Here is a 13,340-nt window from a genome sequence, read left to right as displayed (position 1 = left end):
TAGAATTCTTTTTACCTAGAAATCGGCCTTTCCATATACTCTAGAAGCATACCATCAGAAAGAGCATCCGAAGAGGAATTACAAGAATTTGTATTTGCTTGCATAACTCCCTTAAGAACATTCACTAAAAAATTAATCTTATCTGACGAAGAAAGCTCGCTTGCTAATACCCCTTGGGTAATTCCAGCAAATGCCTCGGACAAAACGGACGAACTTTTCCCCGGATTTTTTCCATATGTATTAATAAGCGCTTTACTTACTCCTTCAAGTGCTGAGCCAAGCATGATTGCATTTTGACTAGAAACCACCATATCCATTTTTACATTTTCTTGCCTGTGTTTATCAAGTACACTAACTTTAGGTTTTTTTCTTGGAGAAGGAGAGAAAAAGTTCATTTTTTTCTCTACAGAAGGCGAAGATTTTTCTGGAAAAACTAAAGGCTTCTCTACTGAAAGGGTATGATTTTCTATAGAAGTTACAGGTTGTTTCGGGAGATGGCTTCTTTTAAAATTAACTTCTAACCAATTTACTAAGCGAGTAGGATCATCCGTATGAAGGCTATATTCATTATGCTCGCACTCTTCTATAATATTCTTTCCCTGTGAAATTCGAGGCACATGCTTTGAAACAACAAAGAATTCTTTTGTTGCTTCAAAAGGAGGTAAAATCTCACCAGGATAAACTATAAAATTGTATCCTAAAGAAGCTGCCAGCCACATCACTGCCGGGCTTTCTTCAGTAAGATAATCATGGGAACGAAGTCTCCATAACTCCTCACCACCATCTTTACCATGGCGCTTCACAAAATCATCTTGAGCCTTATTAATAGACACTTTAAGCCCATCTACTGAATCATAAAATCTCATCATTTTATTAATTTTTTCTTGACTCTCATTTTGAGCAATCCACGTTTGCCAACGAACTATTTCGAAATTTTTTCCTTGTTCCTCGGCTAATTGATTGATGATAGTGATTATTTCATTAACAGATTTATTGGGATATTTTTCATTGAACTGCCCAATAGTCATATTGAATGGAGTTAAAAAAAACTCTAGATTGCTTAGAAAATAATTATCGCCAAGCTTAATGGCTTCCTGCTTAAGCCTCTCGACTTCTAATTCGGTAGAGGCCAACTGCTTGATATTATGCCAATAAATTTCATCAGCGATTAAGAAAGTCGTTTTTCCTTTCGCACCAGAATGATCAATGGGCGTTTGATGAGTTGCAACAGCTTGTTGTACAATAGCTCCTAGATATTCACCGGTGCAATATTCATTTCCTTGAATACTCAGCAAAACTAAATCTTTTGTAGTCTTTAAGGAGGGAAAAAGACTTTTCTCTTTTCCATCAAAACTAGCAGTAATCAATTTACCGTCTCTAGGGCCTCTAACTTTTGGCATTATATAATCCTCTGCGCGTTTGGTTAGCTACGCTCGTAATTCATTATTTATATTATTGAATCAATTTACTATCTATTTGCTCGGTTTGACTAAACACCAAACTCGAAGCAGATACAAAATTTTACCAAGATTATTGCATAGTATAAATCAAATTGCAAAAAAAATAACCACTTTTATCGTAAATTAGTTTATAATAACTGATATCAAAATTTCTAGGGGCCAAGAATTTTTAACTTCTTTTGACTATACTCAATACGTAGAGTGTTCATTAATATGTTGTTTATTCTTAATAATGCACTATTTGCTTATAATGCAATACTCTAAAATGCACTCTCCTAACATCGAGCACGGTGAAAAATGGATTCAAAAGAAATAAATGACTTACAAAAAATTATTGATGAAAAAAATAATGAAATTCATCAACTCACTCTAAGTCTAGAGGAAGAACGCTCAAAGTTTAAAAATGAATTACAAGCGATTCATGATTATTACGATAATATCATTGCCTTAATGCCAGGACATGTTTATTGGTTAGATAAAAATAATGTTTTTTTAGGATGTAATGATTTGCAAGCTAAAAATGCACAATTAAAATCAAGAAAAGACATTGTGGGAAAAACAAACTTTGATATGCCTTGGAAAGATCAAGCGGAAGAATTAAACAAAGTTAATAAATTAGTGATGGAAACAGGTATACCTCATACTGCCGAAGAATATGCAGTAATGGCAAATGGAATGGGCATTTATTATTCACAAAAAGTCCCTTTACGCAATCAAAAAAATGAGGTCATTGGTGTTTTAGGGATTTCCCTGGACATAACTGAACGTAAAAAAATGGAGGTCGCTCTGCGTCGCGCCAAAGAAAATGCAGAAGTTGCTAACCAAGCAAAAAATGAATTTATCGCCAATATGAGCCATGATATTCACACCCCATTAAGTGGGATTGTAGGAATGTCAAAGCTTTTAGAAGAAAAAGAACAAAATCCAGAGAAAAAGCAATATGCGCGTTGGATCCATGAAAGTAGTGAACAATTACTGGAGTTACTCAATGGCGTCATGGACATTGTAGCTACAGATAATCTAAGAGAAGACGATATCCATGAAGACTTATTCGAGTTACGCAAAAATATTCAAGATATAGCTCATCTTGTACAACCAACTTTGCAAATGAAAAAAATTAAATTAAATATTGAAATTGATAAAGCAACGCCTAACACCGTAATCACTGATGCTACAAAAATACATAGAGTATTATTAAATCTTGTAGGCAATGCCATTAAATTTACTGATCATGGTATCGTCACCATAAAAGTGGAAGTACTTTCACTCGAAAACAATTACACACAGCTTCGATTTAGCGTCATTGATACAGGAATTGGCATACCGCCTGAATTACAAAGTAAAATTTTTGATCGTTTTTTTCGTGCTGTTCCTTCTTATAAGAGCACTCATAGTGGTTATGGTGTAGGTTTACATATCGCCCAAAAATACTTGAGTCTGTTAGGGGGGGAAATAAATCTGGAAAGTGAACTTGGCAAAGGTTCAACTTTTTATTTTACGCTTACTTTGAAAGTTGGCTATAATGATAAGCCGGCACCTAATGCCATTACAAGCTCTGACTCTCAGAAAGACAACATCTCTCCTTCACCCCTTATTTTATTAGTTGAGGATAGTATTCTATCTTTGCATATGATAGAAAATGTAGTAGAACAAGCAGGCTATGAGTTTTATTCTGCAATTGATGGAGAACATGCTCTGGAATTAATAGAAACCAATGATTTCGACCTAATCATTACTGACGTGAACTTATCAAATCTTTCAGGGAAGAATCTTGCTCTATGCATCCGTGAACTGGAAAATCAATTACATAAAAAACATATACCGGTTATTGGATTAACCACAAATACATCAACTGAAGCAGAAAAAGAATATTACCGCTTAGGTATCAATAAAGTACTCTCTAAGCCAATTCATTTAAAAGCACTTCAAACAGTGGTTAATGAATTTTTTTCACCTAAAAAACAAATAAAATTAACTTAAACTCAAAGAGTTATTCATTGGTGACATTATGGAGTTTCAAAATAGTTGTTATCATAAGGATAACAAATCCAGGTCATAGTAGAACCTTTGTAATTTACGTCAATATGTTTCGTATTTAAAGCAGATAAAGCCGGTTGCTTATCTATATAACAAACTTGCCTTACTCCATCCAATATAACATAGTAATAAGAGGTTGTTATTGTGTAACGATTTGGCAAATAATAAAAATTTCCTTGTTTTTCCAGAATAACTGGGTTACCTATAATAACAATTTTATTCGCATAGGAGGCTGTACTAAGAGTCATAAAAAATGAGATAGCGAATAGTATTTTTTTCATAATAACTTCACTCCTTGAAATAATTTGGCAACCTATGACAAGTATAGAACAATTATTTTTAGGTTAAATAATTCATCTAAAATATGAGAAACATATGAATATAATAGATTGGCTGACAAGACTCATCGCTTTTGATACTACTTCTCGCAACTCGAATTTATCGCTTATAGAGTTTCTGGCTAATGCTTTGAATGATTATCAGATAAAACCTATTATAATTCAGGACAGTAAAGAGCCGAAGGCAAATTTATTAGCGACTATTCCTGCTCATAATGATCGTTTTGACGGCGGAATTATCTTATCAGGACATACGGATGTTGTTCCTGTAGATGGACAAATCTGGGACAGTGATCCCTTTCAAGCCACCATTAAAGATGAACGTATTTATGGCAGAGGCGCGTGTGATATGAAAGGATTTATCGCTGTAGTTATGAGCCTCATTCCCCAATTAAAAGCATTAAAGCTTGAGTTTCCTATACATCTTGCTTTTTCTTATGATGAAGAAATTGGTTGTCGTGGGGCACCACACCTCATTGATAAAATAAAAGTGCTTAATTATAAACCCAAAGCATGTATTGTGGGTGAACCAACTTCCATGCAACCCGTCATTGGTCATAAAGGAATACACTCTTATCGCTGCAAAATTCACGGGGTTGCTGCTCATTCCTCACTTACTTCCCAAGGATGTAATGCCATAGAACATGCCGCATCTTTGATCCGTTTTCTTCGTGATCTGGCAAGCCAATTTCAATCTGAAGGACATAAAGACGAATCATATGACGTACCTTATACTACAGTTTCCACTAATCTTATCCACGGGGGAAATGCTTATAATACCATCCCAAACCTATGTGAATTTATTTTTGAAATTAGAAACTTAGCAACAGATAATTCAGATAATATCCATAAAAAAATAGTGAGTTACATCGAAAAAGAGTTACTTCCTAGTATGCATCAAGAGCAACCAAGTGCCCAAATAATTTTAGAAAACATCGCTAACGCACCGGGTCTTGAGACACTACCCTCCGAAGCAATTGTTCAGGCAGCACAATCTATTTGCCACAATAAAAAGCAATCAAAAGTAGCCTACGCAACCGAAGCAGGACTATTTCAACATGCTCAAATTCCTACTATTGTTTGTGGTCCAGGAAGCATAGAACAAGCACATCGTGCAAATGAATTCGTCAATCTTGAGCAATTATACCGTTGTGAACGATTTATTATTGAAATGCTTCAATTTCCTTTTCTTAAATAGTTCCGATAGCAATGATAAACACCAAATGAATATAAAATAGCCATTTTTTGAAAAACAGGCGCGCTAACTGTATAATATGGTTCGTATTTCAAAGCCTTAAAGAGAATGATTGCATGAAAATTTTATATATTCCGTTCCATGAAGAAAACGATTTATGTATTGCTGCAGTTCATTGGAAAAGAAGGCTTAGTGAGGAAAATATACTTATTATACAACATGGTCAACCAATTAATTATAATGCGATTAAAAATGAAGTAGGAGCAATTACTCTTTATATACTTGCACACGGAATAGACAGTTTAAGCCAACCCTTTCATTTAGCAAGTCATTCTCGTATTTCCAGCAAAACAACTAAGCTTGATATTGAAAAAATTGCTGATCGCTTTAATTCTGATTTTGCATATATACATCATAAAATAGGACATATTAAGCTTTATTTCTGTAACAATAAAGGAAATCAAAAACTCATCGCCGAGCGATTCAATAATAATTTAATATTATTTAGTTCACCCATCGATTATTATGCAGGCTTTCTAACCTCTCCCTGGAGAGATAAAACAAAATATTCTCTTTTTTATGGTATATGGTATAAAACTTCCAAAGTTCGTAATACTTTATATCGAAAAATAGAACCGCTGGATCCAGATATCAAACTTACCGTAAAAGAACTGTCTTTGCTTGAATTTTTAGAAACTGCAAAACAAAAACGCATGGATGCTCTACTTCAAAGACAACGTAAAACACGAGAAGAGCGGATCATAAAAAATAGAAAAGAATACACCGAAAAACACAGATTATCTCTTGAAGATGCACCTAATGAATCATCAAACACGACCCTAGCTATTTAGGATAAAGAAATAAAAAATTAAATAGAATCCAAAAGTATTGTTTTTGGGAAACACTATTTATTTTTTTCCCCTTCTTAATATTTCCTTAATAAATTTTATTTACCATTCCACAAAAAATTAGTAGAGGTATTTACCATGCAAGCAAAAACAGAAAATAACTCAGGTAATCAAGGATTATCTTTTTCTCTAACCCCTTATGTTTTGGCAAACTTAGGCGTTAAAACAGCAGCAATTTCTTTTTCTGTTTCAACGCTCACCCAACCATTTCAAGCGATGCTTACTCGACTTCAGGTAAATGCGCCAAGTGGATTTAATGGAGGACTTTTCCGCAGTATGTATCGTGGTTTCGTACCTTACGCAATTGCGGGTCAAAAAAGAGGGGCTGTATCCGTAACAGCAAAACAAGCAAATAAAGAAGTAATTGAAGAAGAAGAAATGGAAATACCTGGTCGTCAACGTTGGATGGGAACATTCCTTTTTTCTCAAGCAGATCTACTCATAAGCAATGCTTTAGGTGGAAAATCAAAATTGGAAAATGCGGGTATTATTACTAAAGCAAATTTCAAATGGTCTTTTGCAAACTACTGGAAATTAACTGGTGTTAACTGGGGATCTCGTTCTTTTGCAGGCTTTGTTAATTTTTCTGCCTTAGGCTTTGTGGGTGATTATATTAGCTCTTTTTATAAATTCAATAATGATTTTTATAACAAGTTGGCAGGTGGTTCTACTGCAGGTGTAATCGCAACAATATTCACAACGATTCCTAACTCTTATGCTGATCGAAAAGTTCTAGCATCCAAAGTTGAAAATGGTCGTCTATTGACTGTATCACCCTTCACAATGTTTGGCCAAGTGAAATCTCATGTCAAATCCGTTGGTATGAAAGAAGCATTTTCTCACTTTGTGAAATTTAACTTTTTAAAAGAAGTTTTAGTCCGCAGCCCGATGTCTGCTTTAACCTTTGGTATTATTTTCGGCTTGGATGATTTAATGGGCCCAGAACCATTGAAAAAAGTTTGGCCAAAAGTTGAAGAAATTGACACTGAACAATCAAAAAGCAATCCATCAAAAAGGATGTAACGCAACAAAAACAGGGATGTTATTTGAAAATTTGATGATTCTATTATTCCCTTTAATTTCTATTTAAATATCAATATATTCTAATGAACAGAGTTATAGTTGCATTCGCTAAAATTTCATTTAGAATTAATGCATTATATTTGGTATGATTTATTAATTATTAAACAGGACGGATATTATGATATCATTTTTCTTAAAAAGCGGATGTAATATAATTCAAATTGCAACTAAAAGATCATTAATTGACGCAACTAGAAGTGTATCAACAACAGGAATAATGTTTGGTGGTTATTATATCTACAACAAAACAGCCTCTTTATTTACTCATCATTACTTTTTTAAAAATAATTCTAATAAAATAGATATAAAAGAAGTTCGTGAATACGAGAATAAATCTTCATTTTCAGGCTCATAAAGAAAAAGGAGTAGTCTCATTCATCCTGCTTGTGGCCGCTATTTTAATCAGCAGTTTCTTGGGATAGGAAGGAACTTATTAATAAAAACCATAGTTCCTTTCCCATACTACTTAAATTTTATTTATCTTTACTGATCGAAAAATCGAACATGGCATTAATTATTACTATCAAAATAACTGAAGCTATTTCAGGCCAGGCCCCGACCGATGGTCTGGCAAAAAACCGCCCTCAATTAGCACAAAAAATACACATATACTAATATTAAAGTTAAAAGTTAAATATTAGATCAGAGTATGCATATCATCGTTGTTGACTTATCCGGGAAGACAAACCCTGTGAGGGAAAATATTGCACAAAACCCAAAAGAATATGAGACTTTCACTGCGAATCGAAACAGCGCAGGCGATTTGGTCATCACTGTTGAGGGTGAAAACATTGATTTATACCAAGTTGTCACTGAAAAATTGGAACAATTACCTCAATATCAAATTAAGAATCAATACATTCGCGTTTATACGCCCAGGCTAACGATGATTAAAGGTATTTCTCTCATAGTACATCCGAAAGAAGACCCTGATACAAAAAATGAAGTGCCCCTTGAATACATGAATTTAAAGGATCTAAATAAACCGGAGTTTTGGAGTAAGCAAGATAAATTCTATAAGACATACAATTCATCTTCAGCACTTATACAAAATAAACTATTACAGCTCACCTCCTACAGGAGGCTTAAGAAATACTGGAGAAATAATACTGATGGGATGGAGGCGTGGCGTTCAATAGAAGAAAGGTATAACTTACATGATCAACGATTCAGTGAGTTGTCTTATGAAATCTGCAAAATCGATGGGTGTATGTCTGATCAGGATCTAATGGCATCTCTCATGACCTATCATAGAAATTGGGGTAAAAATATAGCGAGGAAGGACCACTCTATGATGGCTCAATTATATGTGGACCGTGAAAATCAATATGGTATTAATATTGATAAAGAAGGTTACTTATATTTTAGAAGCGATCTGGAGCCCAATAAAAGTCGATTGTTCGAAGATTATATAGAAACATTTAAACTGGAATATAAAAGCAGATATGGTCAGGAATTAATTATTCAGAAATGTGTACCCATTGATATTGATTTGATCGACTTTCCTGAGTTAGCACTTAATTCCAACGTAAAAAGGGTGAGTATTCATGAAGAGGGTGGGAGATCTGAGTTTACTGCCAGAGATCATTTTATCCTGGTTTTTGAAACTGAAGTTGAAGCCTCAGAAATGCTTGTAACGATCCAAACACTTGGATTACTACCGACTATGCAAAAAATGTATCATCGGATCAATAAACTCTCCGATGATTATTACAGCCTACAGCCGGTTGTCGATCGGCATGGAGATAGTTTATACAGGAAAGAGCAACTACCAGAGTTCAACTCATTGGAAGATCTGATAAATTCCGCAGTTTATCAAAAATACGAACAGCTGGGTTTGATAAACAATCCCGAGTTGCCATATTTAACGGTTCATGTCAATGCCATCACCAGCATGCTAGAGGCATTGAAGGATTACATCAAAAATAACCCTGTGCCTCTCCACAGGCTTGAAATATTGAAACACGGTTATACATTTATTTTCGAGTACATGACGTTTGCCACGTTGTATTACAAAGATCATCGCCGATGGGTCAATACGTTTGAATGGTTAATGGAAGAAATGATCTTTATCCTCGCCATTGTGGAACCTTATGGTATGGATGATTTTGCATCGATTATGCGAGATAACATGAAAACCTGCCATTCTCCGGAACTTTTGCAAAAAGATATGGACTATCAATTTGGATTATATAATTCGGGCATGCGGGCCATCTTTGAGGCTTTATTAGCAGCAAAAAATTCTACTGGCTTAAGTAACCCTGCAGTGGTTTTTTTGGACAACATCTATTATGAAGCTGCTAAAGTACTGGAATTTTTTAAAGCCGAAAAATGTGCGTATCGGATGCAAGGTATTAATAATCCAGATGCAGATGTGTATGTGATGAACATAGGGGCTTCTCTTTCGCTAAGTGAAGAAAACATATACTCTGTTGATGTGAATCGTTTTATTGATGAACTTTTTTCAAAAAGAAAAAATAACAGGCCTGTCACCTTGATTCTTGATTCAACCTTAGTCGATATTGGCGGTCAAAAAGTGACCGATATATTGGTTAAAAATCAGAATAGAATTAAAGATGGCTTACTCAATTTAGTCTTCGCACATAGTCTGCAAAAGTATGGCATGCTAGGTGCAGACAAGGTCCAGGCAGGCATGGTATGGGCCATCAATAATCCACATGTTTTTTCAAAATACAATGAGATGATTTCAAGTTCTTCTCATCAAAGTCATTATTTTGACAGGCAGTTGGTCTCTCACATTGCAAAACATGCTTATCAACCACTCAGGCAAGCCATGCTCATCAGTTTTAAAGGTGGTCAAATCCTTCGCGACTTTTTTCGGTCTCAACCGGACAGATATGCCATGAATGAATTAAAAGATTCTCCTTTTTATTTCCGTAGATTTCCTGCACCAAGCTCTGCAGCACCAGACGAACCATCACCAAAATCCTCAGCTTATAACTTTTTTTTAAATAGAGCCAGTTTTGGATTTCCTCATACCGTAGGTACCAGGATCTCAAACACAACTGAACCTAAATTTTACTACGATCGATTTGCAGCTGGCATGGAAGGTGAATCAAAGCTTAATTTGCTAGCAGCTATGGTAGATTATCCACATAAAGACAAAGCAGCGTTGTTAGACCTTATTGAGTCCCTCCCTATCTCCGATTTAGAATATAGCGCTCAGGATTCATTTGCTGATTTATTAGAAAAAGTTGTCCATGTTCTAAGTAAACCGCAATTTCGAAACCTACTATGTGAGCAATATATCAAGGTGGTCGTGTGCCTTAAAGGAATTGTTGACAGTAGCGCTTCGGATAAGTTACCCCACAAAACGCATCTGTTTAACTTATTGAATCTTGTATTGCGTGTGCATAACGTGCCTCTACCTCCTGAAATCTATCAAAAGCTTCATGAGGAAATGGATGCCATTAAAACTCAAGTGCTGAATGAAATTCAATTTAAATTGAATTATTTTAAAGCATTACCCATGTCTAATTTCATCCAACTTAGTGCAAATCAATTCACAATTAATACATTAAGGTTGGAAGGATTACAAGATGTCTTGACGTCATACATCAATGATCAAAACTTGGCGGTCATACAACCTGCTTTAGATGCGATTGATGATTATCTTTTAACACAGAGTCACTCTAAGTTGTTGAAACTACCCAAAACCATGGAACTTGTATTCAAAATCTGTGATTCGTTAAAAGCTATTTGTGTAGATGAGAGCATATCTCCTGATTTGACAACCAAACTAACCAGTGTAAAACCAAAGGATGTGGATAAGAATCCATCCGTTATCATTCATGGTCACGACTCCAATCGAAAGGTGCATGTATTTTTTGATAATCTTGATGATGCCAAGAATTTTGTTGCCTTATCGGGCTTAAATATTAGCCCTGAAGATCTGATTGATACAGACCGAAAATCTTCAAAGGATCCCGTTGTCGCCAAGATGTATTCTCATCCTGTGATCAGTCTTTCCATAGAGCAATACGTTCTACTTTTACTTGAAGCAAAGCAAATCTTGCCAAAACATGATTCAAAATTCATCCTCTCCCACTGCAAGGAAGCAAGGCAATGTTACGAACAGGCACTAAAGTACGCAGAGCGAAACACCACACCTAGACTGTGAACTAAAAAAAATGCTCAAGGTGTTATGGAGAAAATAAGGGCTAGGTTTGCAACTTACCTCAACAAATGTTTAAGTCTATAACCTTCGATCAAGGCGTGGAGTTCGCTAATTATAGACATCTTGAAATAATATAAGGTGCAATATTCCTGTGAAACCATTATAAAGGTACTGTCGTACTTGGAACTAAATAATCTTATGTTAAAATATACTTATTATAATTTTTTCATGATAGTTATAATAAATTATCTATACTAAGGGACAATAGAATTAAATAACAAATATTGATTGATAAATAAATAACCCATTAGGCCATTATTAATACTTGTATTTATACGGCATCATGACGTATAATAACTTTAAGTATATTAACCTAAAGTTAGCTATGCAATTATCATCTCGGCCTACTTATACATCTGAAAAAGCAGAGCGTCTTGAAGCTCGACTTAGCCGTGAACAAAAAGAATTAATTCAACATGCGGCTGATTTGCTTGGACGTTCATTAACTGATTTTGTTATAAACTCACTTCAAGAAGAAGCAAAAAAAATAATTCGTGAACATGAAATCATTACATTAACTGCGAGAGAGTCAAAGAATTTTGTTAATTCACTACTTAATCCACCTGAGCCCAATGTTGCGCTAAATAAAGCAGTCAAACGTTATAACTCCTTTATTGTAGATGAGGAATAATGCTCAAATTTTTTAATAATAAAAAATATTCAATTAGTAGGCTTGATAAAATACATCAAAAGGAAAAATTTTCATGTGGGATAGATTTGCTTGATAATTATTTACATAAGCAAGCAACACAAGATTATCATAGGCATATCTCAGTAACTTATATCTTAAATGATAAAGAATCAAATCAGGTTGCTGGTTATTACACATTGTCATCTACCTCCATTGAACTTGCAGATTTACCTGACAAACTTAAATCTAAATTACCTCAATACCCTTTATTACCAGCGACACTAATTGGTCGTTTAGCCGTGGATTTAAATTATCAAAAACAAACTTTGGGTGAAGTTTTACTTATTGATGCATTAAAAAAAGCCTATCAAAATACTAATGAAGTTGCTTCTATCGCAGTAGCTGTTGATGCTATTAATGATAGTGCCATAAACTTTTATAAAAAATATGGCTTTTTACCTATGTTATCAAATGGAAGTAAGCTTTATTTACCAATGAAAACGATAGAAAAATTATTAACGTAGTGATGGTATTTCTTCGATAATTTTATTTAATTTACTTGAAATTTAGTATAACTATCTTTAATTTCTTTAAACTCCTTCTCTGCAAACATCATCCCCTGCTTGGAACAATGGAAGTAAATCCAATTCAAACCATGGATATTACAATGGCACTTGACACTATTGTACAGCGTGGAGCGCCTGTGCATGCCAATCGTATTTTAAGTACATTAAAGCAAGCGTTTAATTACGCAGTTAGCCGTGGAGCAATACAACATAATCCTGCAAACAATATCCGTGCACGTGATATCGGTGGCGTTGAAAAACCTCGAGAACGTTACTTAAGCATCGATGAAATACAAAAAATTTGGCATTTCTTAGATAGTGAAGACTATAAGATGTCTATTCAAACTAAAAGCGCCATCAAAATTATTATATTGACTGGTGTTAGAACTGCAGAAATCCGACTTGCCCAGTGGCATCACTTTGATTTTAGCAATTCTATTTGGACGGTTCCTCCCGAACATAATAAAGGTGCTGTCACCGTTAAAATTCACTTACATCAATTAACAAAATCTATTCTTACAGAACTGAAATCCATCAGTGACTCCCCTTTTGTTTTAATGGGTCTAGATCCTGAAAAACCACTGGATGAAAGTGCCTTACCACGAGCAATTAGACGTATCCAGGATCGTGTTGGCATCCCAGAGTGGACAGCACATGATTTAAGGCGTACCTTCGCCACTCAATTAGGAGAATGTTTGAATATTGACCCCGTTGTTATAGAAAAATGTCTCGGTCATAAAATGCCTCGCATTATGGCTACTTATAATAAGAATGAGATGCTACCTCAGAGAAAAGAAGCTCTTGAGAAATGGGCAATATGCATTCAAGAATGTATTGGATATAATTCTGAAGTCACAGTCGCTTTACAAAACTGCGATCAAGAATGTATAATTTAGATAACATAACCGCCACGCCTAGAGAGCT

Annotated in this window: 10 protein-coding genes and 2 pseudogenes; 10 read left to right on the top strand and 2 right to left on the bottom strand. The window is 34.8% G+C overall.

Translation table 11 applies throughout. The features are described 5' to 3' along the window. Positions 1-11: 11 nt before the first annotated feature. Positions 12-1,400, bottom strand: coding sequence for a hypothetical protein (locus DYH34_RS05700; protein ID WP_058464376.1), 1,389 nt, complete (start codon positions 1,398-1,400; stop codon positions 12-14). Between the two features lie 357 nt (positions 1,401-1,757). On the opposite strand from DYH34_RS05700, the gene DYH34_RS05695 reads away from it, so the two are divergent. Then, on the top strand, positions 1,758-3,440 hold the full coding sequence (locus tag DYH34_RS05695; protein WP_058464377.1) for an ATP-binding protein: 1,683 nt from the start codon (positions 1,758-1,760) through the stop codon (positions 3,438-3,440). A gap of 26 nt (positions 3,441-3,466) precedes the next feature. On the opposite strand, the gene DYH34_RS05690 is transcribed toward DYH34_RS05695, so the two are convergent. Then, positions 3,467-3,778: a hypothetical protein gene (locus tag DYH34_RS05690; RefSeq protein WP_058464378.1), complete on the bottom strand. Its 312-nt coding sequence runs from the start codon at positions 3,776-3,778 to the stop codon at positions 3,467-3,469. 94 nt (positions 3,779-3,872) lie between these two features. On the opposite strand from DYH34_RS05690, the gene argE reads away from it, so the two are divergent. The 9 genes and pseudogenes from argE to DYH34_RS05650 all read left to right on the top strand — a co-directional run. After that, entirely contained in the window at positions 3,873-5,033 is a 1,161-nt protein-coding gene (gene argE, locus DYH34_RS05685; protein ID WP_058464379.1) for an acetylornithine deacetylase, read from the top strand. Positions 5,034-5,146: 113 nt separating this feature from the next. Beyond that, positions 5,147-5,881 (top strand): hypothetical protein, encoded by a 735-nt coding sequence (locus DYH34_RS05680; RefSeq protein WP_058464380.1) that lies wholly within the window; start codon positions 5,147-5,149, stop codon positions 5,879-5,881. Between the two features lie 135 nt (positions 5,882-6,016). Then, on the top strand, positions 6,017-6,961 hold the full coding sequence (locus DYH34_RS05675) for a hypothetical protein (protein ID WP_058464381.1): 945 nt from the start codon (positions 6,017-6,019) through the stop codon (positions 6,959-6,961). 178 nt (positions 6,962-7,139) lie between these two features. Further along, positions 7,140-7,376 carry a hypothetical protein gene (locus DYH34_RS05670; RefSeq protein ID WP_058464382.1) on the top strand — a complete coding sequence of 79 codons (237 nt, stop codon included), beginning with the start codon at positions 7,140-7,142 and terminating at the stop codon, positions 7,374-7,376. A 531-nt stretch (positions 7,377-7,907) separates the two neighbouring features. Then, entirely contained in the window at positions 7,908-11,162 is a 3,255-nt protein-coding gene (locus DYH34_RS05665; RefSeq protein ID WP_131775209.1) for a hypothetical protein, read from the top strand. A 6-nt stretch (positions 11,163-11,168) separates the two neighbouring features. Continuing rightward, positions 11,169-11,287 (top strand): annotated as a pseudogene (locus DYH34_RS18690) (IS30 family transposase); the annotation flags it as partial. A gap of 257 nt (positions 11,288-11,544) precedes the next feature. Next, entirely contained in the window at positions 11,545-11,850 is a 306-nt protein-coding gene (locus DYH34_RS05660) for a type II toxin-antitoxin system TacA family antitoxin (RefSeq protein ID WP_058464384.1), read from the top strand. Further along, positions 11,850-12,374 (top strand): GNAT family N-acetyltransferase, encoded by a 525-nt coding sequence (locus DYH34_RS05655; protein ID WP_058464385.1) that lies wholly within the window; start codon positions 11,850-11,852, stop codon positions 12,372-12,374. The genes DYH34_RS05660 and DYH34_RS05655 overlap by 1 nt, the downstream gene beginning before the upstream one ends. 92 nt (positions 12,375-12,466) lie before the next feature. Next, positions 12,467-13,312: pseudogene (locus DYH34_RS05650) on the top strand (tyrosine-type recombinase/integrase); the annotation flags it as partial. Positions 13,313-13,340 lie beyond the last annotated feature (28 nt).

This window comes from Legionella cincinnatiensis (assembly GCF_900452415.1).
GTDB classification, from domain to species: domain Bacteria; phylum Pseudomonadota; class Gammaproteobacteria; order Legionellales; family Legionellaceae; genus Legionella; species Legionella cincinnatiensis.
This window is presented reverse-complemented; position numbering and strand designations above follow the sequence as displayed.

Coding starts and splice junctions, on each gene's coding strand:
- DYH34_RS05695 (WP_058464377.1), top strand. CDS start 1,758: ATGGATTCAAAAGAAATAAATGACTTACAAAAAATTATTGATGAAAAA.
- DYH34_RS05660 (WP_058464384.1), top strand. CDS start 11,545: ATGCAATTATCATCTCGGCCTACTTATACATCTGAAAAAGCAGAGCGT.
- argE (WP_058464379.1), top strand. CDS start 3,873: ATGAATATAATAGATTGGCTGACAAGACTCATCGCTTTTGATACTACT.
- DYH34_RS05700 (WP_058464376.1), bottom strand. CDS start 1,400: ATGCCAAAAGTTAGAGGCCCTAGAGACGGTAAATTGATTACTGCTAGT.
- DYH34_RS05680 (WP_058464380.1), top strand. CDS start 5,147: ATGAAAATTTTATATATTCCGTTCCATGAAGAAAACGATTTATGTATT.
- DYH34_RS05675 (WP_058464381.1), top strand. CDS start 6,017: ATGCAAGCAAAAACAGAAAATAACTCAGGTAATCAAGGATTATCTTTT.
- DYH34_RS05665 (WP_131775209.1), top strand. CDS start 7,908: ATGATTAAAGGTATTTCTCTCATAGTACATCCGAAAGAAGACCCTGAT.
- DYH34_RS05690 (WP_058464378.1), bottom strand. CDS start 3,778: ATGAAAAAAATACTATTCGCTATCTCATTTTTTATGACTCTTAGTACA.
- DYH34_RS05670 (WP_058464382.1), top strand. CDS start 7,140: ATGATATCATTTTTCTTAAAAAGCGGATGTAATATAATTCAAATTGCA.
- DYH34_RS05655 (WP_058464385.1), top strand. CDS start 11,850: ATGCTCAAATTTTTTAATAATAAAAAATATTCAATTAGTAGGCTTGAT.